The sequence below is a fragment of the Serratia proteamaculans genome (assembly GCF_004684015.1).
In the GTDB taxonomy this organism is placed as follows: Bacteria; Pseudomonadota; Gammaproteobacteria; order Enterobacterales; family Enterobacteriaceae; genus Serratia; species Serratia proteamaculans_F.
In genome coordinates this window covers 112,711-137,053 of sequence record NZ_SRIA01000007.1, presented here as the reverse complement: position 1 = coordinate 137,053, position 24,343 = coordinate 112,711, and the positions used below count along the sequence as shown (strand labels likewise).

Sequence of the window (24,343 nt, the reverse complement as noted above, 5' to 3'; positions counted from 1 at the left end):
GAATGACTTACGGGCGGTAAACCTTCACGTTGGTGAAGCCCTGCTCCAGCAAATATAGCGCCTGCAGGCGGCTCATTACGCCACGCTCACAGTACAGCAGGTAGGTTTTGCTCTGATCCAGGTCGCCAAACTGGGTGCTGAGTTTGTAGAAAGGCAGCGGTTTCACCTCAACCTGATCCAGCTTCAGCGGTTTGTCTTCCTGCTCGTCGTTAGAACGAATATCCAGAATCACCTGGTCAGCATCGAACTCCGCCACGGTTTCGACTTCGGTAACCTGCTCCTGAGTCTGCTCGGCGATGGTGCGAATATCCACGTTCTTGGCTTCGCTAACCACGCGGTCAAGAATGCTGAAGTCAAAGTGCCCTTCTTCCTCTTCGATCTTGGCTTTAATCGCCTTCACCGTCGGGCTTTTCGAGATCACACCGCAGTACTCCGGCATGGTCTTGGCGAAGTCCTCGGTACCAATCTCACGCGCCACTTTGATGATGTGCTCTTTGTCGTGGGAGATCAGCGGACGCAGGATCAGCGTATCGGACGCGTTGTCGATCAGGCGCAGGTTAGTCAGCGTCTGGCTGGAAACCTGTCCCAGCGCTTCACCGGTCACCAGTGCCTGCACGCCATAACGTTCGGCAATCTGCGAAGCGGCACGCACCATCATGCGCTTGAGTACCACGCCCATTTGGCCGTCTTCGACCTTTTCCAGGATCTCGCCAACCACAGGTTCAAAATCGATGGCGATAAAGCGCACCTTGTGCGAACTGGCAAAGCGGTTCCACAGGTAGTGAGCTACCTGGCGCACGCCAATTTCATGCGCCGCGCCGCCCAGATTGAAGAAGCAATAATGCACGCGGCAACCACGGCGCATCAGCATATAGCTGGAAACACCCGAGTCGAAACCACCGGAAATCAGCGACAGCACGTCTTCCTGAGTGCCGACCGGGTAGCCGCCGATGCCTTCACGGCGCGCTTTCACCAGCATCAGCTTGTCGTCTTCAATTTCCAGGTTGACCGTCACCTGCGGATGCGACAACTTAACGCGCGCGCTTTCGATATGCTGATTCAGACCGCCACCGACGTAACGCTCCACGTCCTGCGAATTGAAGTCCTGCTTGCCGCGGCGCTTAACGCGCACGCAGAAGGTCTTGCCTTCCAGCTGCTCGCGGTAGGCTTCCAGCGTCTGCTCGAAAATGTGGTGGATATCGGTATAGTCGCGGTCTTCCACTTCCAGAATGTGGTGGATACCGGGAATGCGCGTCAGCGCGTCGGCAATCACCGGCCGCTGGTTTTCATCTTTGGCGCGAACTTCGATATGATCCCAGTGACGGACAACCGCCAGTGTTTCATCATACTGCTTCAGGACGTTGCGAATACTGGTCGAGAGGATCTTGATAAAGCGCAAGCGCACAGATTGGCTCTTGATGGTGATTTCCGGGAACAATTTAATGATAAACTTCATGGCGGTCTTTATTGTCAGAATTACGAGGGAAAAGGATTTACAATGTATATGCGATTGATAAAACCAACGGGGCTGCCGAATGTTTTATCAATCGCATTTGCGGCGCTGAGTATACCACTATCTGGTGGGGCTCGGTGCACAAAACCACACATGTGCGCCATGATTTGCCAATCAAGACCCGCTAAGATAGGCTCTGGCGCCACTGTTCACATGATGATGTAAAAAGAAAATTATGCCAAAAAAACCTGCACAATCAGACAGTACAGAGCAAAGCGTCAGCTTTGAAAGCTCCCTCAGCGAGTTGGAAAGCATCGTCACGCGTCTGGAATCGGGTGAGTTACCGCTGGAAGACGCGCTCAATGAATTCGAACGCGGCGTACAGTTGGCACGCCAGGGCCAGCAGAAACTGCAGCAGGCGGAGCAACGCGTACAGATTTTGCTTAACGACAGCGCCGATGATGCCGCGCTGACGCCTTTCACACCGGATGCCGAGTAATCACCATGTCCGAGACTGTCCAACAGACCGCTTTTTCTGACCAGTTGCAAGCTTTACGCCAGCGAGCCGACCGCACGCTGCTGGATTTTATCGCGCCGCTGCCGTTCAATGATGGCAACATGGTGGCGGCAATGCGTCACGGCGCGCTGCTGGGCGGTAAACGCCTGCGTCCGTTCCTGGTGTACACCACCGGACAGATGTTTGGCGTATCACTGAATAATTTGGATGCGCCCGCGGCTGCGGTAGAATGCATTCACGCCTATTCACTGATCCATGACGATCTGCCGGCGATGGACGACGACGATCTGCGTCGCGGTCAGCCGACCTGCCACATCAAATTTGGTGAGGCCAACGCCATTTTGGCCGGCGATGCCCTGCAGACGCTGGCATTTTCCATTCTGGCCGATGCCGAGATGCCCGACGTGGCGCTGCGCGACCGGCTGGCAATGGTCTCCGAACTGGCAACCGCCAGCGGCGTTGCCGGCATGTGTGGCGGCCAGTCGTTGGATCTGGAAGCCGAAGACCGGCAAATTGGTCTGGAAGCGCTGGAGCAAATCCATCGTCACAAAACCGGCGCATTGATTCGCGCAGCCGTTCGTCTGGGGGCCTTAGCCGCCGGTGAACCTGGCCGTGCCGCAGTGGTGCAGCTTGACCGCTACGCCGCCGCGATTGGCCTGGCGTTCCAGGTGCAGGATGATATTTTGGACGTGGTCGGCGAAACCGAAAAAATCGGTAAACGCCAGGGGGCGGACCAGCAACACGGAAAGAGTACCTATCCAGCTTTGCTCGGGCTTGACAGCGCGAAAGCAAAAGCGTGGGATCTCTATCAGGAAGCTTTAGCTGCATTAGACACTTTGGCAGCACAATCTTATAACACAGCGCCATTGCGAGCGTTAGCCAGCTTCATTATTGAACGCGACAATTAACGTGTGACGTTAACTCCTCTGATATGAGTATCGAATGAGTCTTGATATAGCCAAATACCCGACCTTGGCGCTAGCGGAAAATCCGGATGAACTCCGTTCGCTGCCAAAAGAGAGCCTACCGAAGCTGTGTGACGAACTTCGGCAATACCTGCTGGACAGCGTCAGCCGCTCCAGTGGCCACTTTGCCTCCGGGCTGGGTACCGTCGAACTGACGGTGGCATTGCACTATGTGTACCAGACCCCCTTCGATCATCTGGTATGGGACGTTGGCCACCAGGCCTACCCGCATAAAATTCTGACCGGTCGCCGCGATAAAATCGCCACCATTCGCCAGAAAAATGGCCTGCACCCTTTCCCGTGGCGGGCAGAAAGCGAATACGACGTACTGTCGGTCGGTCATTCTTCCACCTCGATCAGTGCCGGTCTCGGCATGGCAGTAGCCGCTGCGCGTGAAGGCAAAAATCGCCGTACGGTCTGCGTGATCGGCGATGGCGCGATCACCGCCGGCATGGCGTTTGAAGCCATGAACCACGCCGGTGACATCGACCCGGATATGCTGGTGGTGCTGAACGATAACGAAATGTCGATTTCGGAAAACGTCGGCGCGCTGAACAACCATCTGGCACAGCTGCTGTCCGGCAAGCTTTACTCCACCCTGCGTGAAGGCGGTAAAAAAGTGCTGTCCGGCCTGCCGCCGATTAAAGAGCTGGTCAAGCGCACCGAAGAACACCTGAAAGGCATGGTGGTTCCGGGCACGCTGTTCGAAGAGCTGGGCTTTAACTATATTGGCCCGGTCGACGGCCACGATGTCCAGGGCTTGGTTGCCACGCTGAAAAACATGCGTGACCTGAAAGGCCCGCAGCTGCTGCACATCATGACCAAAAAAGGCCGTGGTTACGCCCCGGCGGAAAAAGATCCGATCAGTTTCCACGCGGTGCCAAAATTCGATCCGGCCAGCGGTACCCTGCCGAAAAGCGCCGGCGGCTTGCCGACCTATTCAAAAGTTTTTGGTGACTGGCTGTGCGAAACAGCTGCCAAAGACAGCTCGCTGATGGCCATCACCCCGGCCATGCGTGAAGGGTCGGGCATGGTGCAGTTCTCCCGCGACTATCCGCAGCAATATTTTGACGTGGCGATTGCCGAACAGCATGCGGTGACCTTCGCCGCCGGTTTGGCCATTGGCGGCTATAAGCCGGTGGTAGCGATTTATTCCACCTTCCTGCAGCGTGCCTACGATCAGTTGATCCACGACGTCGCCATCCAAAAACTGCCGGTGATGTTTGCCATCGATCGCGGCGGTATTGTCGGTGCCGACGGTCAGACTCACCAAGGGGCCTTTGATCTGTCATTTATGCGTTGCATCCCGACCATGGTGATCATGACGCCAAGTGATGAAAACGAGTGCCGCCAAATGTTGTACACCGGTTATCACTATAACGAAGGCCCAAGCGCCGTGCGTTATCCGCGTGGCAACGGTACCGGCGCACCACTGGAACCTCTCAACTCTCTGCCGATCGGCAAAGGCGTTGTCCGTCGTGAAGGTGAAAAGCTGGCGATCCTGAATTTCGGCACATTACTGCCGGAAGCCGCACAGGTAGCAGAAACGCTCAACGCGACGCTGGTGGATATGCGCTTTGTGAAGCCACTGGACGAACAGCTGATACTGGAACTGGCAGCCAGCCACGACGCGCTGGTCACGCTGGAAGAAAACGCCATTATGGGCGGTGCCGGCAGCGGCGTGAACGAGTTGCTGATGGCCAAGCGCCGCATGGTACCGGTGCTGAATATCGGCCTGCCGGACTTCTTTGTCTCCCAGGGGAGTCAGGAAGAAGTCCGTGTCGATCTGGGTCTGGACGCCGCCGGTATACAGCGGCAAATTGAGGTCTGGCTGGCGCAATAATCCTCGCCTCTGCTCACTCGACGCCTCCGCTTTGCGGGGGCGTTTTTATTTCTGCCGCCCGAAAATCCGCTACAGTTAAAGTTCTGTGCTGACACCGGGAGGCAAGCATGAAGTATCTGAAACTGGGTAACACCGACCTGAACGTCTCACGTATCTGTCTTGGCTGCATGACCTACGGCGAACCCAGCCGTGGCAACCATGCCTGGACGTTACCGGAGGAAAGCAGCCGACCGCTGCTGAAACAGGCGCTGGATGCCGGCATCAACTTCTTTGACACCGCCAACAGCTACTCAGACGGCAGCAGTGAGGAGATCGTCGGCCAGGCACTGCGCGATTATGCCCGCCGTGACCAGGTAGTGATCGCCACCAAAGTCTATTTCCCCCTGAGCAACCTGGAACGCGGCCTGTCGCGCGCCAAAATCATGCAATCCATCGACGACAGCCTCAAGCGGCTGGGCACCGACTACGTTGATCTGTTGCAGATCCATCGCTGGGATTATGAAACGCCACTGGAAGAAACGCTTGAAGCACTGCACGATGTAGTGAAAGCCGGTAAGGCACGCTATATCGGCGCATCGTCAATGTACGCCTGGCAGTTTGCCAAGGCACTGTATACCGCCGATCTGCACGGCTGGACGCGCTTCGTCAGCATGCAGAACCAGTACAACCTGATCCAGCGTGAAGAAGAGCGTGAGATGTTGCCGCTGTGCGCTGCCGAAGGCATTGCAGTGCTGCCGTGGAGCCCGTTGGCACGGGGTCGCTTAACCCGCCCCTGGGGGGAAACCACCGCGCGTCTGGTCTCCGATCAGGTCGGTAAAAATCTGTACGATGAAACCGAAGGCATCGACGCCATCATTGCCGAACGCGTGGCCACTATTGCCGAAGAACGTGGTGTGCCCCGTGCGCAAATCGCACTGGCGTGGCTGTTGAGCAAGCCAGTCGTTAGCGCGCCGATTATCGGTGCATCACGCCATGACCATCTGGAAGACGCCGTCGCCGCCGTCGATCTCGAGCTAACCCCAGAAGAGATTGCCGAACTGGAGACGGCCTACGTACCACACCACGTGACAGGATTTGAATAACCAGGAGGGTTCAAGGGCGCAGGCATTAAACTGCGCCCTCAAAATCAGAACAGCCCAAGCGGCCAGTGGTGGCCAATCAGGTAGATGATACCGGCGGAAAAGACCCCGGCGACGATATCGTCAACCATGATCCCCATGCCGCCGTGCACATTGCGATCAAACCAGCGGATCGGCCATGGCTTCCAGATATCCAAAATACGGAAAATCACGAAACCTGCCGCAACCCACTGCCAGTCGTTGACCGGCAGTGCCATCAGCGTGATCCACATGCCGACAAACTCGTCCCAGACAATGCTGCCGTGGTCGTGCACCTTCATATCTTTGGCGGTCTGATGACACAGGTAGACGCCAATACAAATGCTGAACATCACCAACAGCGAATACAGTTGCCATGGCAGTTGGATCAACAGCAGCCAGAATGGGATCGCCGCCAGTGACCCCATAGTGCCCGGCATCACCGGCGACAGACCGCTACCGAAGCCGGTGGCCAGCAGGTGCCACGGATTGCTCATCCGCAAACGGCGCTTCGCTTCATCCATGTTACGCCTGCCCTTCGCTGAAATGGTCGAAACCGCGCCACGGCAGTTCCACCACTTCATCGTTGCGGTAGAACTTGATGCCTTCGGAAAGCGGGCCAATCTGACCAATACAGGTATAGTCAGCGCCCAGATGGCTTAACGCCACCTCCAGTGCCCCACGGTTGATTTCCGGTACGGTGAAGCAGAGTTCGTAATCCTCACCGCCGGTCAACGCCCAGCGCAGTGCCTGATCGGCATCCGTATGGCTGCTCAACGCCTGCGACAGCGGCAACTCATCGAGATTGATTCGCGCACCGCACTCAGAGGCTTTCAGCACATGCTTGAGATCGGAAATCAGGCCGTCGGAAAGATCAATCGCCGAACTGGCCAGATCGCGCAGTGCCTGGCCTTGCAATACTCGTGGCTGAGGCCGCAGATGACGGCCAACCAGATAATTGCGTGCCTCGGCGTCTGCCACCTGCAAGCGTTCCTGCAGCACAGCCAGACCGGCGGCGCTGTCACCCAGCGTACCCGTGGTGTAGATCCAGTCACCGATACGCGCACCGCTGCGGGTTAATGCCCGCCCGGCCGGGATCAGGCCGTGAATGGTTAACGTCATGCTTAACGGGCCGCGTGTGGTATCGCCGCCAATCAACTGCATACCGTAATAATTAAGTTGTTCGAACAGGCTATCGCTGAACGCCTTCAGCCAGGGTTCATTCACATCCGGCAGGGTTAACGCCAGTGAAAGCCAGGCGGGGTCGGCGCCCATGGCCGCCAGGTCGCTCAGGTTAACTGCCAGTGCTTTGTAGCCGAGATCGGCGGGATCGATATCCGCCAGGAAGTGAACGCCCGAAACGAGAGTGTCGGTACTGACGGCCAAAAGCTGTTTTTCTGCCACTGTCAGAAGTGCGCAGTCATCTCCAATGCCCAACTGTACATCCCGGCGCAGACTCTTAAACCGGTCAAAATAGCGGGCAATGAGGTCAAATTCGCCACATGCCATGGTCGATATTCCAATAGAAGAAATTAAGGCCGGGGATACCGGCCTTAATTTTTTATTTTTTCTTGCGAATGCTTGGTGCCACTTTATCCAGCACGCCATTCACAAACTTGTGGCTGTCTTCAGCGCCGAAGGTTTTCGCCAACTCGATCGCCTCGTTGATTGCCACCTTGTAAGGCACATCCTCACGCATTTTCAGCTCATACAGCGCAATACGCAGAACGGCTCTTTCTACCTGGCCCAGCTCTTCGAGCTGACGCGACAGGACAGGTGCCATCAGGCTATCCAGCAGACCTGCATTCACCGCCACGCCGGACAGCAGCTCCCGAAAATAGACGATGTCTACATCTTTGACATCTTGCTCCGACAGGAACTGGTGTTCAACATCGGCAATGTCATTTTTAGACAACTGCCAAGAGTAAAGCGCTTGAACAGCGCACTCACGAGCGCGGCGACGAGCAGCAGGTTTCACGGAATTCCCCTTAACTAAATTCAGGCTTTAATAGCTTTGATAACATTAATCATTTCAAGTGCGGTCAGAGCCGCTTCAGCGCCCTTGTTGCCCGCTTTGGTGCCGGCACGCTCGATAGCCTGTTCGATGCTTTCGGTCGTCAGCACGCCAAAGGCAACCGGGATTTCAGTGTGCATTGAAACACTGCCCAGGCCGGAGCTGGCTTCGCCCGCGACATATTCGAAGTGCGCGGTGCCCCCACGGATAACGGTGCCCAGTGCGATCACTGCATCGTATTTGCCGGTGTTAGCCAGCACGCGTGCAGTCAGCGGCAATTCGTAAGCGCCCGGGACCCAGACAACGGTGATGTTGTCGTCAGCAACCTGGCCAATGCGCTTGAGTGCGTCGATAGCACCTTGCAGCAGGCTGTCATTGATGAAATTGTTAAAACGTGCAATTGCAATCGCCACACGGGCATTTGGAGTAGCAACAACACCTTCGATAACTTTCATGGGCTTTCCTTAAAAATGGGTTCAATACCCCGCAGGGGGGCGGATTCTATCACATTCTTTATCTGCCTGCGCGGGCGGTTTTGTAAAACGACAACCGACCCGGCACGCAGGTTTTAAAATCAGTATTTTGCTTTCAGTCGCAGCCGCAAGTCAGGGCCGATTTGCCGCACTTCGCTAAAGACGAATTCCGGTGCATTGGCCAGGTGTTCAAGGCCCGGCAAATGGCACAAACCGCGGCCATTATCACCCAACAGTTTTGGCGCGATGTACAAAATGAGCTCATCGACCAGCCCGGCCTGCAACAAGGCACCGGCCAACTGCGCGCCAGCCTCGACCCAGATAGAGTTCACCTGGCGTTTCGCCAGTTGCATCATCATCACCACCAGATCAACCCCGCCGCCGTGCGCCGGGAAGGTCAGTTGCTCGACATCCTGCGGCCAAACCTGCTCATCCGGCTGCAGGCGCGCCAACCAGGTTTGCCCCGGCTGTTGTACCACCCGATGCTGTGGGGTGACGCGATTTTGGCTATCCAGAATAATGCGCAACGGTTGACGCAGGTTTTCACGCGGGTAAATGCTTTGCGTCTCGGCGTCCAGTTCATCCCAGCGCACCGTCAATGACGGGTCGTCAGCCACCACAGTGGCACTGGTGCTGAGGATAGCCGCACTTTGCGCCCGCAGACGCTGAACATCCTGACGCGCCTCGGGTGACGTGATCCATTGGCTTTCGCCAGAAGCCATCGCCGTGCGGCCATCGAGTGACGCACCCAGTTTCAGTTGTAGGTAGGGGAAGCCGGTGCGCATCCGCTTGAGGAAGCCCAGATTCACCGCTTCGGCCTCCGCCAACATCAAACCATGGCGTACATCCAATCCCGCCTGCTGCAGTTTGTACAGCCCGCGACCGGCGACCTCAGGGTTGGGATCCTGCATCGCCGCAACCACACGGGCTACGCCGGCAGCGACCAGCGCATCGGCACAGGGCGGCGTACGGCCGTGATGGCTACAGGGTTCCAGCGTGACATAAGCGGTGGCACCACGCGCCTTTTCACCCGCCATGCGCAGTGCATGGACTTCCGCATGCGGTTCACCGGCGCGCAGATGGTAACCCTCGCCGACGATTTCGCCGTCGCGCACAATGACGCAGCCAACATTGGGGTTAGGGGCGGTAGTAAAACGCCCCAGTCGCGCCAGCTCAAAGGCGCGAGCCATATAAAATTCGTCGTTATGCATCAAAGCCCCTTTAGTCCTGCAGACGGGCGATCTCTTCGCCGAATTCGCGGATATCTTCAAAGCTGCGATAAACCGAGGCAAAACGAATATAGGCCACTTTATCCAACTTTTTCAGCGCGTCCATCACCAGGTTACCGACCAGTTTAGTCGGTACTTCACGCTCGCCGGTGGCACGCAGCTGGGATTTAATGTGGTTGATCGCGTTTTCCACGTCGTCAGAGCTGACCGGGCGTTTTTCCAACGCCTTCAGCATGCCGCGACGCAGCTTGTCTTCGTTGAATGGCTCACGGACTTCATCGCTTTTTATCACCCGTGGCATCACCAGTTCAGCCACTTCAAAGGTGGTGAAACGTTCATTACAAACCAAACATTGGCGGCGACGGCGCACCTGCGAACCATCACCCACCAGGCGGGAATCAATGACTTTGGTATCAACGGCGGCGCAGAAAGGGCAATGCATAACACGTCCTGATAAACGTTTTCATAGTTAAGAACAGTTTACCCCGAAGTGCGGTTACAACAAAGGCCGTCGGCTATTTGTTGCGAACCGCCCCTCTGAACAACGCCCCGGAAGGGCGGCGAACATGACTTTCCCCACCAGGCGGGCTAAGCTGATAACAGGAGAAGTTGAATAGGAAATCCCGCCATGACAACCCGTTACCCCAAGATTTTCCTGCTCAGCACACTGGTGCTGTTGGCAGGCTGCGCGCAAACTCGCGAAGTGCCCAAGTTGCGCAATCAGGTGGTTGAACTGAATCAAAAATTAACCATTCTGACTAACCAGGCCACGGCGCTGGAACAGCAAAACCAGCTGAATCAAAACTCCAGCGGCGGCGTCTATCTGCTGCCGGCGGCCAATAACGGCGCTCGCCTGCACAGCAGCCTCGGCGAATTGAGCGTTTCACTCAGCCACGTGAAAACCGAGGCTAGCGGTACCCAGGCCATGCTGCACGTTCGCACACTTTCGCAGGCGTCCCTGCCGGCGTTCAAGGCCATAGTAGAATGGGGTTCATTGGATGCGACGACCGGCAAGCCGCTGACGGCAGACGCGCTTTCGCAGCCCATCGCCAGTGCGGACTCACTACTGCCCAAAACGGAATACAGTTTTGAGCTGCGTTTCAGCGGCCTGACACCGGATCAACTGGGCTTTGTGCGACTGCACAGCGTTGTCCCAACGGCCCAGCCGGCGGTGGTCCAGCAACATTGATCCATCAGGTCTTTCTCCAGGCTCCAGGCAAAAAAAAAGAGCGCCAACCGGCGCTCTTTTTCACTTCACTGAAAACACAGTGAATTACGGCATAATCGAAGGCTGATCGGCGCCCTCTTTTTCCACTTTCTGCTGCAGCATGTGTTCGCGTTTCATACCCAGTTTCAACGCCAGCGCGGACGCCACGTAGATAGAGGATATGGTACCGATAGACACACCAATCAGCATAGCCAGAGAGAAGCCGTGCAGCATCGCGCCGCCAAAGATGTACAGCATCAGAACCACCATCAGGGTGGTACCGGAAGTCATCAAGGTACGGCTCAGCGTTTGGGTCAACGACACGTTCATGATTTCGTAAGGCGTACCGCGGCGGATCTTGCGGAAGTTCTCACGAATACGGTCGGAAACCACGATGCTGTCGTTCAACGAGTAACCGATAACCGACATCAATGATGCAACGATGGTCAGGTCAATCTCGATACGGAACAACGACAGCACGCCCAGGGTGATGACCACGTCGTGCGCCAACGCGATAACCGCCCCCAGCGCCAGGCGCCATTCGAAGCGGAAACCGACGTAGATCAGAATACAGATCAGCGCCACCAGCAGCGCCATGCCGCCGTTTTGCGCCAGTTCGGTGCCCACGCTCGGGCCGACGAACTCAATCCTCTTCACCGTGGCGTTTTTATCGACCGAGTCGTTAATCACGCTGATGACTTTGTTACCCAGTTCCTGGCCTGCGGTGCCGATCGCCGGTGGCATACGCACCATCACGTCACGGCTGCTGCCAAAGTTCTGAATAACCGGGTCCTGGAACCCGGCTTTTTCCAGCGTATCGCGCATCAGGTCGAGGTTGGCCGGTTGTTCCAGGCTGATTTCAATGACGGTACCGCCAGTGAAATCCAGACCCCAGTTAAAACCACGCACCGACATAATGGCGATTGACGCGATCAGCAGCACCAGCGAGATGCCGAAGGCCACGTAATCCCAGCGCATAAAGTCATAGACTTTACGGCCGTAGTTGAGTTGTTCAACAGTATAATCCTGTGCCACAACGCACTCCTCAGATAGACAGCTTGTTAATGCGTTTGCCGCCGTAAAGCAGGTTGACGATGGCACGGGTACCGACAATCGCGGTGAACATGGACGTCGCCACACCGATTGCGGTGGTAATCGCAAAGCCTTTGATCGAACCGGTGCCCACTGCGTACAGAATGATCGCGGTGATCAGGGTGGTGATGTTGGCATCAACGATACTGGAGAACGCGCCTTTATAGCCCTCATGGATCGCCTGCTGAACGGAACGTCCGTTCTTCAGCTCTTCCTTGATACGTTCGTTAATCAGTACGTTGGCGTCGACCGCCACCGCCAGCGTCAGCACGATACCGGCAATACCCGGCATGGTCAGCGTCGCCCCCGGCAACAGGGACATCACGCCGACAATCAGCACCAGGTTGGCGACCAGCGCCGTGGTCGCGATCATGCCGAACTTACGGTACCAAACCACCATAAACACGATGGATGCCACCAGGCCCCACAAGCAGGCTTCCAGGCCCTGGGTGATGTTCTGTTGTCCCAGGGTTGGACCGATTGTACGCTCTTCCACGATCTGGATAGGCGCAATCAGCGCACCGGCGCGCAGCAGCAGCGAGAGCTGACGTGCTTCGTTCGGGTTACCGATACCGGTAATACGGAAGCTGTTGCCCAGACGCGACTGAATGTTCGCCACGTTGATCACTTCTTCCTGTTTCACCAGAACTGCACGACCGTTGGCGTCTTTCTTGCCGCTGTCCTTGTACTCCACAAACAGGGTCGCCATCGGCTTGCCGATGTTGTCCTTGGTGAAGTTGGACATGGCAGTACCACCGGCACTGTCCAGCGAGATATTAACCTGCGGTTGGTTGTATTCGTCGGTGCTGGAGGTGGAGTCGGTGATGTGATCACCGGTCAGGATCACACGCTTGTACAGCACAACCGGCTGACCATCACGGGTGTCTTTCACCTCGGAGTCACCCGGCACGCGACCGTTGGCTGCCGCGGTGGTATCCGCATTGGTGTTAACCAGACGGAATTCCAGTGTCGCAGTCGCACCCAGGATTTCTTTGGCGCGAGCGGTGTCCTGAATACCCGGCAGTTCGACCACGATGCGGTCAGAACCCTGGCGTTGTACCAGCGGTTCGGCAACGCCGAGCTGGTTAACACGGTTACGCAGGATAGTGATGTTTTGCTGCACCGCATATTCACGCGCTTCGCTCAGGCGCGCATCCGTCAAGTTGGCTTTCAGGGTGTTGGTGCCGTTGGCAGAGAACACCATGTCACGTTGGCGCGGGCCAAGGTAGCTGATGGCCTGATCGCGGGCAGCATCGTCACGGAAACGCACTTCCACGCCGTTGTTGTCCAGCTTGCGGATAGACGCATAAGGAATGCCCTTTTCACGCAGCTCGCTGCGCAGGGTGTCCATGGTCTGTTCCTGCAACTTGCTCAGCGCCGTGTCCATGTCCACTTCCATCAGGAAGTGCACACCGCCACGCAGGTCCAGACCGAGTTTCATCGGTTCGGCGCCCAGCATGGCCAACCAAGCCGGCGTTGCCGGAGCCAGGTTCAGTGCCACAACAAACTTGTCGCCCAGCTCCGCCATTAAGGCTTCACGCGCGCGCAGCTGAATATCAGGATTGCTAAAGCGAGCCAGGATGGCGCCATTTTCCAGCGCAATCGACTTGCTCGCGATCTTGTCTTTTTCTAATACGGTACGGACTTGGTCCAGCGTAGTTTCACTGGCGGCGACACCGCGCGCGCCAGTGATTTGTACAGCCGGATCCTCACCATAGAGGTTGGGAAGCGCATAAAGCAGACCGACGATGATCACTACGATCAGCATCAGATACTTCCACAAAGGATAACGGTTTAGCACGGCAATTCCCTTCGGGAAAACAAAATTACAGGGCCTTCATGGTACCTTTCGGCAGAACGGCCGCCACGAAGTCACGCTTGATCATCACTTCCGTGGTGTCGTTGAGCGCAATAGCGATGATGCCGGTGTCAGCCACTTTGGTCACGCGACCAATCAGGCCACCGGTGGTCAGCACTTCATCACCCTTGCCGATCGAGTCCATCAGTTTCTTGTGCTCTTTAGCGCGTTTCTGCTGTGGACGCAGGATCATGAAATAGAAAATCAGGCCAAAAACCACCAGCATAATGATCAGAGAGTACGGGCTTCCCTGAGACGGAGCTCCTGCGGATGCGACGGCGTCAGAAATGAAAAAGCTCATTGAAATTCCCTCATTAAGTTATCAATTATTAATTCAAGCGTTTAAAGGTGGAACCGGTTTACCGATCCGACCGTAGAAATCCGCAACAAACAGCTCTAATTTACCCTGTTCAATAGCCTCGCGTAAACCCGCCATCAGGCGTTGGTAGTGACGCAGGTTATGAATGGTGTTCAATCGGGCACCCAGTATTTCGTTGCAACGATCGAGATGATGCAAGTAGGCGCGGCTGTAATTGCGACACGTGTAGCAATCACAGTCTTTATCCAGCGGAGAAGTATCATCCTTGTGCTTGGCATTACGGATTTTTACCACACCGTCAGTCACGAACAGATGGCCGTTACGGGCATTACGCGTTGGCATCACGCAGTCGAACATATCGATACCGCGACGCACGCCTTCTACCAGATCTTCCGGTTTGCCAACGCCCATCAGGTAACGTGGCTTATCTTCCGGAATTTGCGGGCAAACATGTTCGAGAATGCGATGCATATCCTCTTTTGGCTCACCGACTGCCAGGCCGCCCACAGCGTAACCATCAAAACCGATCTCCACCAGCCCTTTTACTGATACATCACGTAAATCTTCGTAAACACCGCCCTGAATAATGCCGAATAAAGCGTTCTTGTTATTCAGTTCGTCAAAACGCTGACGGCTACGCTGCGCCCAGCGCAGAGACATTTCCATCGAACTCTTGGCGTAGTCCCAGTCTGCCGGGTACGGTGTACATTCGTCGAAGATCATCACGATGTCGGAACCCAGGTCATACTGGATTTCCATCGATTTTTCCGGGCTGAGGAAGACTTTATCGCCGTTAATCGGGTTACGGAAATGTACGCCTTCTTCTTTGATTTTGCGCATCGCGCCCAGGCTGAACACCTGGAAACCGCCGGAATCGGTGAGGATCGGGCCATGCCACTGCATGAAATCATGCAGATCGCCATGCAGCTTCATGATCTCCTGCCCTGGGCGCAGCCACAGGTGGAAGGTGTTACCCAGCAGGATCTGTGCGCCGGTGTCTTTCACTTCTTCCGGCGTCATGCCCTTTACCGTGCCGTAGGTGCCGACCGGCATAAAGGCTGGGGTTTCCACCACGCCACGTTCAAAGATCAGGCGGCCACGGCGAGCGCGGCCATCGGTTGTGTCTAATTCGTACTTCACAAAGCCTCCAGCGCCAGAGAAACAGTCTGGCGTGATTAACATCGAGCCACGCCAGTGGCGCGACTCAGGGAATTTATTTATTCGCCGACGGACTCTTGCTCCGCCTGCGGGTTACGGCTGATGAACATCGCATCGCCGTAGCTGAAGAAACGGTACTGCTCGGCTACCGCCTGCTGATAGGCATGCATGGTGTTTTTATAACCGGCAAAGGCGGAAACCAGCATAATCAGCGTCGACTCCGGCAGGTGGAAATTGGTCACCAGTGCGTCAACCACCTGATAGTGGTAACCCGGGAAGATAAAGATGCTGGTGTCGTCGAAGAACGGCGCAATCAATGCCTCTTTGCTGGCGTTGGCGGCGCTCTCCAGCGAACGTACCGAAGTGGTACCAACTGCCACCACGCGCTTGCCGCGCGCTTTGCAGGCCAATACGGCGTCAACCACCTCCTGCGGCACCTCTGCGTATTCGGCATGCATGACGTGTTCTTCGATGGTTTCCACCCGCACTGGCTGGAAGGTACCCGCGCCCACGTGCAGGGTGACAAACGCCATCTCGATGCCCTTCTCGCGCAGCGCGGCCAACAACGGCTCGTCGAAATGCAGCCCGGCGGTCGGTGCGGCTACAGCACCCGGTTTTTCGCTGTAGACTGTCTGATAAAGCTCGCGGTCGGCGTCTTCGTCCGGACGATCGATATACGGCGGCAGCGGCATATGGCCGACGGCATTCAGGATAGTGAACACGTCTCGCTCGTCGTTGAAGCGCAGTTCGAACAGCGTATCGTGGCGCGCGACCATAGTGGCGGCGATGCTTTCATCGTCACCCAGCAGCAGATCGGTGCCCGGCTTGGGGGCCTTGGAGGCGCGAACGTGCGCCAGCACCCGATGGTCGTCCAGCACGCGCTCGACCAGAACTTCAATCTTGCCGCCGCTGACCTTGCGGCCAAACATGCGTGCCGGGATCACCCGGGTATTATTGAACACCAGCAGATCGCCGGCCTCCAGGTTATCCAGCAGATCGGTGAATACGCCATGCTTAAGCTCCCCGCTCGGCCCGTCCAACTGCAGCAAACGGCAACCGCTGCGTTCAGGCTGGGGATAGTGGGCAATCAGGGACTCGGGAAGTTCAAACGAAAAATCGGCGACGCGCATGGCTATTCACTTCTTCAATATGGGATTGGTCATTAAAAAACAGGCGGCCTAGTCTAAAGCTGCGGGCGGTCAGCGGCAAGAAATAAGGAGGATTTGCATGAGTTGCGTTATAGTTGCCGGATGAATTATCTCGCTCATCTCCATTTAGCCTCACTGGCGGAAAGCTCGTTGCTGGGTAATCTGTTGGCCGACTTCGTGCGCGGCAACCCTGCCGGCGAGTACGATCCCGCCGTGGTGGCCGGCATTATGATGCATCGTCGCGTCGATGTGCTGACCGACAGCCTGCCGCAGGTAAAGGCCTGCCGCGCTTATTTCACGGAAGAACACCGGCGCGTGGCCCCCATCACGCTCGACGTAGTGTGGGATCACTTCCTGGCGCGTCACTGGCAACAGCTGGAACCCTCCCTCAACCTGCAGGGGTTTATCCAGCAAGCCCAGGGCCAAATCCTGCCGCATTTGCCGCTGACACCGCCCCGCTTTCAGAATTTAAACGGCTATTTATGGCCGGAACGCTGGCTGGAGCGCTATGCCGAACTGCCGTTTATCGGCAACGTGCTGGCGGGCATGGCCAGCCGCCGTCCGCGCCTGGCCGCACTGGCCGGCTCCTTCAGCGATGTGGAGCGCAACTATCATCAGCTTGAAACACAATTCTGGCAGTTTTACCCACAGATGATGCAGCAGGCAAAAGACAAAAAATTGTAAGGTCAAATCAAACGCTTTGAAAATGCGATGCTTTACGAGAAATTGCTTTTTAACCCTTGCCCTTTTATGGGAAAAGGTTATTTTTAAAACCTGCTAAATTTAATCACCGACTTTAATAGGTGAAAGCTATCTCATTGATTGGTCTTTTACCCTTTATTCACCAAGTCGTGGCCCCTATACTGGCCCTTGCTTTTACATCAACCCCTTAACACTTTTTACAGGAGTAATTATGGTCCTGGTAACTCGTCAAGCCCCTGACTTCACCGCAGCTGCCGTTCTGGGTAGTGGCGAAATCGTTGAAAACTTCAACTTCAAGAAGCACCTGAACGGCAAACCAGCCGTACTGTTCTTCTGGCCGATGGACTTCACCTTCGTATGTCCTTCTGAGCTGATCGCTTTCGATCACCGCTATGAAGAATTCCAGAAGCGTGGCGTTGAAGTGGTTGGCGTTTCATTCGACTCAGAGTTTGTCCACAACGCATGGCGTAAAACCCCTGTCGAGAATGGCGGCATCGGGGAAGTGAAATACGCAATGGTTGCTGACATTAAGCGTGAAATTCAGAAAGCTTACGGCATCGAGCACCCAGAAGCAGGCGTTGCCCTGCGTGGTTCTTTCCTGATTGACAAAGACGGTGTGGTTCGCGCTCAGGTTGTTAACGACCTGCCAATCGGCCGTAACATCGACGAAATGATCCGTACCGTTGACGCGCTGCAATTCCACGAGCAACACGGCGAAGTGTGCCCGGCTCAGTGGGAAAAAGGCAAAGCAGGTATGGGCGCATCTCCGGATGGCGTGGCTAAATACCTGTCCGAGAACGCTTCCAAGCTGTAATTTCAGCCTGCAAGTGTATCAACCGGCCCTCGCGGCCGGTTTTTTTTGCCCTTTTTTAGGGCAGTCGCCTCCATTGTGTGCTTCATTTCCTTGTTTCCGCTCACATTTACCCGGCTGTTTTCCGCACAATCCCTTAACTCTGGCTAGTATCAATAACGCTGGCCCGCTCTTTGCAGAGCAGGAGGGGCAAGCCAAACACTATAAGAAAACTGACAGGGTAGGAATAACTATGTTTTTACAAAAATGGAGCAAGCCGCTGACCATGGCGGCGCTGCTGGTCAGCAGCAGCCTGTATGCCGCCTCCAATCCGGCGGTCGAAGCCCAAAATGGCATGGTAGTGACATCGCAACATCTAGCCTCACAGGTCGGCGTGGATATCCTGAAACTGGGCGGCAATGCCATCGATGCAGCCGTAGCCGTAGGTTATGCGCAGGCGGTGGTTAACCCGTGCTGCGGTAACATCGGCGGCGGCGGCTTTATGACGGTGCACCTGGCCGATGGCACCGACACCTTTATCAACTTCCGCGAAACCGCGCCGGCAGCGGCCAGCGCCAATATGTATCTGGATGCCGCAGGCAACGTGAAGAAAGGCGCCAGCCTGTACGGCTATCTGGCCGCAGGGGTACCGGGTACCGTGCTGGGCATGGAAACCGCGCGCAAGAAATACGGCAAACTGAGCCGCGAGCAGGTGATGGAGCCGGCGATCAAACTGGCGCGTGAGGGCTTTGTGCTGACCCGTGCCGACACCGATATCCTCGATACTACCGTCGCACGCTTTAAACAGGATCCGGAATCCGCACGGATTTTCCTGCGCCCTGACGGCACGCCGTTACAGCCGGGCGATCGCCTGGTGCAAAGCGATCTGGCCAACACGCTGGAGGCCATCGCCAAAGACGGCCCGGATGCCTTCTATAAAGGCAAAATTCCGCAGGCGGTCGAGGCGGCAGCCAAACAGGGTGGCGGAATTCTGACGGCGACCGACTTCGCCAACTACAAAGTTACCGAAACCCCGCCGATTACCTGCAGCTATCGCGGCTATAAATTTGTCTCTGCGCCCCCACCCAGCTCCGGCGGCGTCACGCTGTGCGAAATCCTTAACGTGGTCGAAGGCTACGACCTGAAAAGCATGGGCTTTAATTCGGCGGCAGCCATCCACACTATGACCGAAGCCATGCGCCACGCCTATATGGACCGTAATACCTACCTCGGCGACCCGGAGTTCATCAAAAACCCGATCGACAGGCTGGTCAGCAAAAGCTATGCCGAGGAGATCCGCAAGAAAATCGTCGCGGACAAAGCCACACCGTCAGAGAACGTGCAGCCCGGCATGGAACCCCACGAAAAACCGGAAACCACCCACTATTCGATTGTCGATCATCAGGGTAACGCCGTTTCCACCACCTACACCGTCAACGGGCGCTTTGGCGCGGTGGTGATTGCGCCTGGCACCGGCTTCTTCCTCAACGATGAAATGGACGACTTTACCGTCAAGGTCGGGGAGAAAAACCTGTATGGACTGGTGCAAGGTACCGCCAACAGCATTGCCCCCGGTAAGCGCCCACTATCGTCAATGAGCCCAACGCTGGTGACCAAGGACAATAAAATCTTTATGGTTCTCGGCTCGCCGGGCGGATCGCGCATCATCACTATCACGCTGCAGACTGCGCTGAACGTGATCGACCACGGTATGGCACCGCAGGAAGCCGTCGATGCGCCGCGTATCCATCATCAATGGTTGCCGGATGAGGTTTACTACGAACAGCGCGGAGTTTCTGCCGATACGCTGAAAATTCTCAGCGGTATGGGTTACAAGATGGTCGAGCAAACGCCGTGGGGTGCCGCTGAATTGATCCTGGTCGGTCTGCCTGGCGCGGCTGGCGTCAGCCCGGCCAACTCCGGTAACGACTCAGCGGTTTCCGGTAAAGTACGCGAAGGTTACCTGTACGGTGCCAACGACGTTCGTCGCCCGGCCGGTTCAGCCGTAGGCTATTGATCTGACTGAGCGTGTAAACGCCCACTAACCCCAAAAGGGGCCGGTATATTGGCCCCTTTACAGAACTAACCGACCCGTCGCCAAAGACTCACTGATTCCTCACCTAATTGCAGCGAGACAGCATTCTGCCCATCATGCAACTCACCATCCCCTTCCAGCCGTTGCCATTGGCCTGCGGCCAGCAGCGGACTGTACGGTAAAGTCACTGTGCCACTGCCTCCGCGTTGTAACGCCACCAGCACCTGCTCCTGTTGATAGATGCGCACAAACGCCAGTGTTTCCCCGCAGGCGTGCAGTACCTGACAACCGCCACGACGCAGTGCCAGGCTCTGTTTACGCAGTGCCGCCATACGTTGGCACAGGGCCAACAAGCTCAGGTCCCACTGGCTTTCGTCCCACGGGAAAGGCTTGCGGCAGAACGGGTCGTTGGCGCCATCCAGGCCAATCTCATCGCCATAATACAGGCAAGGCACGCCGATCCAGCTCATCAGCCACACCGCCGCCATGCGCATCCGCGCCTGGTTGCCCTGCAACAGCGTCAGAAAACGGGCGGTATCATGGCTGTCGAGCTGGTTGAACTGGATCAACTGGCTGCCATGCGGCAGCCCGGCCCGGTAGTCATCCATCCACTGGGCACACTCCGCCGCATCCATTTGTACCGGGTGGTGCGCCACGTCCAGCCCGGCAAGGAACCCCCGCACCGGCAGGGCAAAGCCCATGTAGTTCATCGCCGCATCTTCCACACCGGCATGCAGCCAGCGGCGCGCGTCGCCAAAATGCTCGCCCAGCACATAGGCCTGCGGGTTTTCCTGTTTCACCGCCTGATAAATGCCCGCCAAATGCTGCAGGTTGCCGGTAGCCCCGCCGTTCTCCCCCAACATATGCACCACGTCCAGCCGCCAGCCATCAATACTGTAGGGTGGCCGCAACCAATGGCGTACCACACTACCGTCGCCACGATAAATCGCCTCTGCCACCTGCGGCTCAGCGAAATTGAGCTTAGGCAGGCTGGCGTTACCCTTCCAGTCAAGCGCGCGGCCATCAGGGTAGAAATTGAACCAGCCGCGGTAAGGCGAGTCCGGGTGATGGCAAGCACCACTGTCACCTTGCTGGTGACGATCGAACCACGGGTGCGAGTCGCCGGTATGGTTAAACACCCCGTCCAGTACCAGTTTCATCCCTACCTTGTGAGTGCTCACTCGCAAACGCTGCAGGGCGGCGTTACCGCCGAGATAGGGATCGACCTGGTAATAGTCCTCGGTATCGTATTTATGCACGCTCGGCGCGGTGAAAATCGGGTTTAAATACAGCGCCGTCACCCCCAGCGTCTGTAAATAAGGCAGCTTTTGGCTAATGCCGTCCAGGTCACCGCCATAGAAGGTAGAGGCCGCATGCCGGTCTTCCAGCGGATGTTGCCAGTCGTGGCGCACCACATCACAGCCGGCCGCATGATGGCGATAGCTGCCGCTCTGAATGCCGTGTTCACCCCCGCTACTGGCAAAACGATCGGGGAAAATTTGATAAAAAATCTGATCCGCCACCCAGGCCGGGCTGCTATCGGGCACGTCGACCGCAAACTGTGTCAACTGCCCCGGCGGTGTCACTGACCAGCCCTGAGGGCCGAACCATTGCTGACGATCGGCCCAAACCAGCTTGAAACAGTAACGACGGGTTGGCTCACCTTCATTGAGCGTCAAACTGGCCTGATAGCGGTGCAAACCCTCCGCCTGCTGAGCTTTCATGATCAGCAGCCATTCTTCATTATCCGGTTCGGCACGTAAAAATACCCGTTCGGGCAAATCATCACCCTGTAACCACAGCGTGATATCCAGGCGCTGCCCCTTCTTCACCACAAAGGGCGGGACCGGTTGATGCCAGGCGTTCAGCATGACTTTCCTCCTGCTGTACAAAACGAAATCGACGACGTTATTCAATGCCACGAACAATGCCACGTTGAGTGCCAGTCCCCCTCCTCTCTGGCTGGTAAACTCGGGGAGGAGCCGGGGGGTGGAGAGAGTCGGTCAACGGCAACCCTATGTAAAAAAGGGTAAAAACACGCACATTACGGCCCGCAGCCATTAGGCTAACGTGTTTTGAGTATATTGGATATTTTTTGCACATTTTTTAAAGGAGCGGCAATGCAACAACAGATAAGCCTGTGGCTGGAGAAGTTCGGGCTGGAATTTAGCGGGGTGATGTCTCTGCTGATGGTACTGGGGCTGATCGTCCTGATTTCAGTAGTGATCCACCTGGTACTGCACCGCGTGGTACTGAAGACGATCCAGCGTCATGGCCAGCAGTCACAACGCATGTGGCAGCAGGCAATCACCCAATACAAACTGTTCCAGCGCATGGCGTTGTTACTGCAGGGGGTGATCATTAATCTGCAAGCCGTATTGTGGTTGCATGCCGGTAGCCAAACCCAGGCGGTTATCGTCACCGCTGCCCAGGTGTGGATCATGGGCTTCGCTCTGCTGTCGCTGTTTTCCCTGCTCGATACGCTGCTGGCGATGCTACGCCAAAGCCCGATTTCAAGGCAGTTGCCTCTGCGGGGTATCTTTCAGGGGCTGAAGCTGGTAGCCGCCATTCTGATTGGCATCATGATCGTGTCCCTGCTGATGGGTAAGTCGCCATTGCTGCTGCTCAGCGGTTTGGGCGCGATGACGGCAGTATTGATGTTGGTGTTTAAAGACCCGATCCTCGGTCTGGTGGCCGGTATTCAGCTTTCCGCCAACGATATGCTGACCATCGGCGACTGGCTGGAAATGCCAAAATACGGCGCTGACGGCGCGGTCACCGACATCGGCCTGACCACGGTAAAAGTGCGCAACTGGGATAATACCGTCACCACCATTCCAACCTACGCGCTGATTTCCGATTCCTTTAAAAACTGGCGCTCAATGTCAGAGTCCGGCGGGCGTCGTATTAAGCGCAGCATCAATATCGATACCACCAGCGTGCATTTCCTGTCGGATGAGGAGCAACAACGGCTGATCCGCAACCCGCTGCTGCAACGTTATCTGAACGATAAAAAGCAGGAGTTGAGTCAACATAACCAGCAGATTGCTGTAGATCTCAGTTCCCCACTCAATGGCCGCCGTCTGACCAACCTGGGTACGCTACGCGCTTATCTGGAAGCCTACCTGCGCGCCCACCCGAATATTCACCAGCATATGACTCTGATGGTGCGGCAATTGGCCCCGCTACCGGAGGGATTGCCGCTGGAAATTTATGCCTTTACCAACACCACGGCCTGGACAGAATACGAAAGTATTCAATCGGATATCTTTGACCATATTCTGGCGGTCATCAACGAATTCGATTTACGGGTGCATCAAACGCCAACCGGCAACGACATGCGCAGCATGCTCAGCCAAATGCGTCAAACGGCAGAGATTTCCTGACGCAAGCTGACGTAACTGTTTCTGCCGGAAATGACTCTCAACCCAGGGGCAACGGATGTCTCAGTCCGCTTTTCTTTCAGCATAAAAACAGCGTTAATGCATTGATTAACGCCCGCTGAAGGAAAAGAGGATTGCTGAAACCACTACGCCACCGGCTGTTTAGCTTGTTGGCCGCCCTGATGTTTATTGGCTGCTTGCACAACGCCTCACTGGACGAAAGCCGTATGAGCCAGACCTTGCAGCCGGCACTGAGTACCCTGAGCAGCAACATGCAGGATATCCGCGAAATGCTGGCGCGCGCTGCTGGCGACGAGAATGAAGAACGTCTCAACGACAGCAGCCTGCGCATTGAAGCCCGCGCCTCTGGCGACGATGAACCCGAGGAAAAACAATAAGCGCCAAAGATTAAAAAACAATCAAAAACGTTGCGTCATGCGCGGCACGGACCTATGATGCGTATAGCGCAACACCCAAGGAGCCATCAGGATGATAAAAAGCTTCAGGCATAAAGGACTAAAAAAATTTTTTGAAACCGGTTCAACGGCAGGTATAGATAGTAAACAAGCGAAAAAAATCAGTCTCCGCCTAAGCGTGTTGGATCTTGCCAAGGAAATAAACGATGTGGATCTCCCAGGTTTCTTTTTGCATTCGTTAACGGGCGATCGAAGCGGGCTTTGGTCAATAACTGTAACCGGTAACTGGCGAATCACTTTTGAGCTGACAGAGGGTGACGTCTATATCGTTAACTATGAGGATTACCATTAATGACTCAAATGTTTAACCCGCCGCATCCCGGAGAGCTGATAAAAGAAACCATGGAGACATTAAACCTCAGCGCTCGCGGTCTGGCTAAAGCGTTGGACGTAGCACCATCAACGGTGCAGCGCCTGATTACCGGAAAATCGGATATTTCGCCAGAAATGGCTATCCGTTTGTCGATTGTCATTGGCAGTTCAGAACGGGTATGGATGGGAATGCAGGATGCGTATGACCTGTGGCACGCCAGGCAATCTATTGATGTATCAAAACTACGTAAGCTGGATTTTGCGTAACGGGC

The 24,343-nt window shown here is 55.9% G+C and carries 25 protein-coding genes; 12 read left to right on the top strand and 13 right to left on the bottom strand.

Annotation, left to right across the window (positions count from 1 at the left end):
- Window positions 1–7 precede the first annotated feature (7 nt).
- Window positions 8–1,456, bottom strand: coding sequence for a tRNA uracil 4-sulfurtransferase ThiI (thiI, locus tag E5C26_RS05345; protein WP_135315379.1), 1,449 nt, complete (start codon window positions 1,454–1,456; stop codon window positions 8–10).
- 232 nt (window positions 1,457–1,688) lie between these two features.
- Between thiI and xseB the strand changes: the two genes are divergently transcribed.
- The 4 genes from xseB to E5C26_RS05325 all read left to right on the top strand — a co-directional run bounded on the left by xseB (window position 1,689) and on the right by E5C26_RS05325 (window position 5,860).
- On the top strand, window positions 1,689–1,952 hold the full coding sequence (gene xseB, locus E5C26_RS05340) for an exodeoxyribonuclease VII small subunit (RefSeq protein ID WP_012005520.1): 264 nt from the start codon (window positions 1,689–1,691) through the stop codon (window positions 1,950–1,952).
- A 5-nt stretch (window positions 1,953–1,957) separates the two neighbouring features.
- Window positions 1,958–2,878, top strand: coding sequence for a (2E,6E)-farnesyl diphosphate synthase (gene ispA, locus E5C26_RS05335; RefSeq protein ID WP_135315378.1), 921 nt, complete (start codon window positions 1,958–1,960; stop codon window positions 2,876–2,878).
- Between the two features lie 34 nt (window positions 2,879–2,912).
- Window positions 2,913–4,778 carry a 1-deoxy-D-xylulose-5-phosphate synthase gene (gene dxs, locus E5C26_RS05330; RefSeq protein ID WP_135315377.1) on the top strand — a complete coding sequence of 622 codons (1,866 nt, stop codon included), beginning with the start codon at window positions 2,913–2,915 and terminating at the stop codon, window positions 4,776–4,778.
- Window positions 4,779–4,885: 107 nt separating this feature from the next.
- Complete coding sequence (locus tag E5C26_RS05325; RefSeq protein ID WP_135315376.1) at window positions 4,886–5,860, top strand: aldo/keto reductase; 975 nt, start codon at window positions 4,886–4,888, stop codon at window positions 5,858–5,860.
- 44 nt (window positions 5,861–5,904) lie between these two features.
- On the opposite strand, the gene pgpA is transcribed toward E5C26_RS05325, so the two are convergent.
- From pgpA to nrdR, 6 genes are all read right to left on the bottom strand, one after another.
- Window positions 5,905–6,399, bottom strand: a complete 495-nt coding sequence (gene pgpA, locus E5C26_RS05320) for a phosphatidylglycerophosphatase A (protein ID WP_085115444.1) — start codon at window positions 6,397–6,399, stop codon at window positions 5,905–5,907.
- A 1-nt stretch (window position 6,400) separates the two neighbouring features.
- The gene (gene thiL, locus E5C26_RS05315; RefSeq protein ID WP_135315375.1) at window positions 6,401–7,384 is read right to left on the bottom strand and encodes a thiamine-phosphate kinase; all 984 of its coding nucleotides are present in this window, start codon (window positions 7,382–7,384) and stop codon (window positions 6,401–6,403) included.
- Window positions 7,385–7,436: 52 nt separating this feature from the next.
- Window positions 7,437–7,853: a transcription antitermination factor NusB gene (nusB, locus tag E5C26_RS05310; protein WP_012005514.1), complete on the bottom strand. Its 417-nt coding sequence runs from the start codon at window positions 7,851–7,853 to the stop codon at window positions 7,437–7,439.
- A 20-nt stretch (window positions 7,854–7,873) separates the two neighbouring features.
- Window positions 7,874–8,344 (bottom strand): 6,7-dimethyl-8-ribityllumazine synthase, encoded by a 471-nt coding sequence (gene ribH / locus E5C26_RS05305; protein ID WP_135315374.1) that lies wholly within the window; start codon window positions 8,342–8,344, stop codon window positions 7,874–7,876.
- Between the two features lie 119 nt (window positions 8,345–8,463).
- Window positions 8,464–9,573, bottom strand: a complete 1,110-nt coding sequence (ribD, locus tag E5C26_RS05300) for a bifunctional diaminohydroxyphosphoribosylaminopyrimidine deaminase/5-amino-6-(5-phosphoribosylamino)uracil reductase RibD (RefSeq protein WP_135315373.1) — start codon at window positions 9,571–9,573, stop codon at window positions 8,464–8,466.
- Between the two features lie 10 nt (window positions 9,574–9,583).
- Window positions 9,584–10,033, bottom strand: a complete 450-nt coding sequence (gene nrdR, locus E5C26_RS05295; protein ID WP_004949256.1) for a transcriptional regulator NrdR — start codon at window positions 10,031–10,033, stop codon at window positions 9,584–9,586.
- 186 nt (window positions 10,034–10,219) lie between these two features.
- Here nrdR and E5C26_RS05290 point away from each other — a divergent pair, with 186 nt between their 5' ends.
- Window positions 10,220–10,780 carry a DUF3251 domain-containing protein gene (locus E5C26_RS05290; protein ID WP_135315372.1) on the top strand — a complete coding sequence of 187 codons (561 nt, stop codon included), beginning with the start codon at window positions 10,220–10,222 and terminating at the stop codon, window positions 10,778–10,780.
- An 84-nt stretch (window positions 10,781–10,864) separates the two neighbouring features.
- Here the strand turns inward: E5C26_RS05290 and secF are convergent, their stop codons facing one another.
- The 5 genes from secF to queA all read right to left on the bottom strand — a co-directional run bounded on the left by secF (window position 10,865) and on the right by queA (window position 16,355).
- The gene (secF, locus tag E5C26_RS05285; RefSeq protein ID WP_135315371.1) at window positions 10,865–11,833 is read right to left on the bottom strand and encodes a protein translocase subunit SecF; all 969 of its coding nucleotides are present in this window, start codon (window positions 11,831–11,833) and stop codon (window positions 10,865–10,867) included.
- A gap of 10 nt (window positions 11,834–11,843) precedes the next feature.
- On the bottom strand, window positions 11,844–13,691 hold the full coding sequence (gene secD, locus E5C26_RS05280; RefSeq protein ID WP_135315370.1) for a protein translocase subunit SecD: 1,848 nt from the start codon (window positions 13,689–13,691) through the stop codon (window positions 11,844–11,846).
- A 25-nt stretch (window positions 13,692–13,716) separates the two neighbouring features.
- A complete protein-coding gene (gene yajC, locus E5C26_RS05275; protein WP_012005503.1) occupies window positions 13,717–14,049 on the bottom strand; it encodes a preprotein translocase subunit YajC in 333 nt (110 codons plus the stop codon).
- 33 nt (window positions 14,050–14,082) lie between these two features.
- On the bottom strand, window positions 14,083–15,207 hold the full coding sequence (gene tgt, locus E5C26_RS05270; RefSeq protein ID WP_135315369.1) for a tRNA guanosine(34) transglycosylase Tgt: 1,125 nt from the start codon (window positions 15,205–15,207) through the stop codon (window positions 14,083–14,085).
- A 77-nt stretch (window positions 15,208–15,284) separates the two neighbouring features.
- Window positions 15,285–16,355: a tRNA preQ1(34) S-adenosylmethionine ribosyltransferase-isomerase QueA gene (gene queA / locus E5C26_RS05265; protein ID WP_135315368.1), complete on the bottom strand. Its 1,071-nt coding sequence runs from the start codon at window positions 16,353–16,355 to the stop codon at window positions 15,285–15,287.
- Between the two features lie 120 nt (window positions 16,356–16,475).
- Between queA and E5C26_RS05260 the strand changes: the two genes are divergently transcribed.
- The 3 genes from E5C26_RS05260 (at window position 16,476) to ggt (ending at window position 19,882) form a co-directional block, all read left to right on the top strand.
- Complete coding sequence (locus tag E5C26_RS05260) at window positions 16,476–17,057, top strand: ACP phosphodiesterase (RefSeq protein WP_135315367.1); 582 nt, start codon at window positions 16,476–16,478, stop codon at window positions 17,055–17,057.
- Between the two features lie 229 nt (window positions 17,058–17,286).
- The gene (locus E5C26_RS05255; protein ID WP_012005499.1) at window positions 17,287–17,889 is read left to right on the top strand and encodes a peroxiredoxin C; all 603 of its coding nucleotides are present in this window, start codon (window positions 17,287–17,289) and stop codon (window positions 17,887–17,889) included.
- A 229-nt stretch (window positions 17,890–18,118) separates the two neighbouring features.
- A complete protein-coding gene (gene ggt, locus E5C26_RS05250) occupies window positions 18,119–19,882 on the top strand; it encodes a gamma-glutamyltransferase (protein ID WP_135315366.1) in 1,764 nt (587 codons plus the stop codon).
- A gap of 65 nt (window positions 19,883–19,947) precedes the next feature.
- On the opposite strand, the gene malZ is transcribed toward ggt, so the two are convergent.
- Entirely contained in the window at window positions 19,948–21,771 is a 1,824-nt protein-coding gene (gene malZ, locus E5C26_RS05245; RefSeq protein ID WP_135315365.1) for a maltodextrin glucosidase, read from the bottom strand.
- A gap of 249 nt (window positions 21,772–22,020) precedes the next feature.
- Here malZ and E5C26_RS05240 point away from each other — a divergent pair, with 249 nt between their 5' ends.
- The 4 genes from E5C26_RS05240 (at window position 22,021) to E5C26_RS05225 (ending at window position 24,338) form a co-directional block, all read left to right on the top strand.
- The gene (locus tag E5C26_RS05240; RefSeq protein ID WP_135315364.1) at window positions 22,021–23,286 is read left to right on the top strand and encodes a mechanosensitive ion channel family protein; all 1,266 of its coding nucleotides are present in this window, start codon (window positions 22,021–22,023) and stop codon (window positions 23,284–23,286) included.
- A gap of 131 nt (window positions 23,287–23,417) precedes the next feature.
- Window positions 23,418–23,681 carry a hypothetical protein gene (locus E5C26_RS05235; RefSeq protein WP_135315363.1) on the top strand — a complete coding sequence of 88 codons (264 nt, stop codon included), beginning with the start codon at window positions 23,418–23,420 and terminating at the stop codon, window positions 23,679–23,681.
- A gap of 91 nt (window positions 23,682–23,772) precedes the next feature.
- Window positions 23,773–24,051, top strand: a complete 279-nt coding sequence (locus E5C26_RS05230) for a type II toxin-antitoxin system RelE/ParE family toxin (RefSeq protein WP_135315362.1) — start codon at window positions 23,773–23,775, stop codon at window positions 24,049–24,051.
- Entirely contained in the window at window positions 24,051–24,338 is a 288-nt protein-coding gene (locus E5C26_RS05225; RefSeq protein ID WP_112363951.1) for a HigA family addiction module antitoxin, read from the top strand. Before E5C26_RS05230 ends, E5C26_RS05225 begins: the two co-directional genes overlap by 1 nt.
- The last annotated feature ends 5 nt before the right edge of the window (window positions 24,339–24,343 follow it).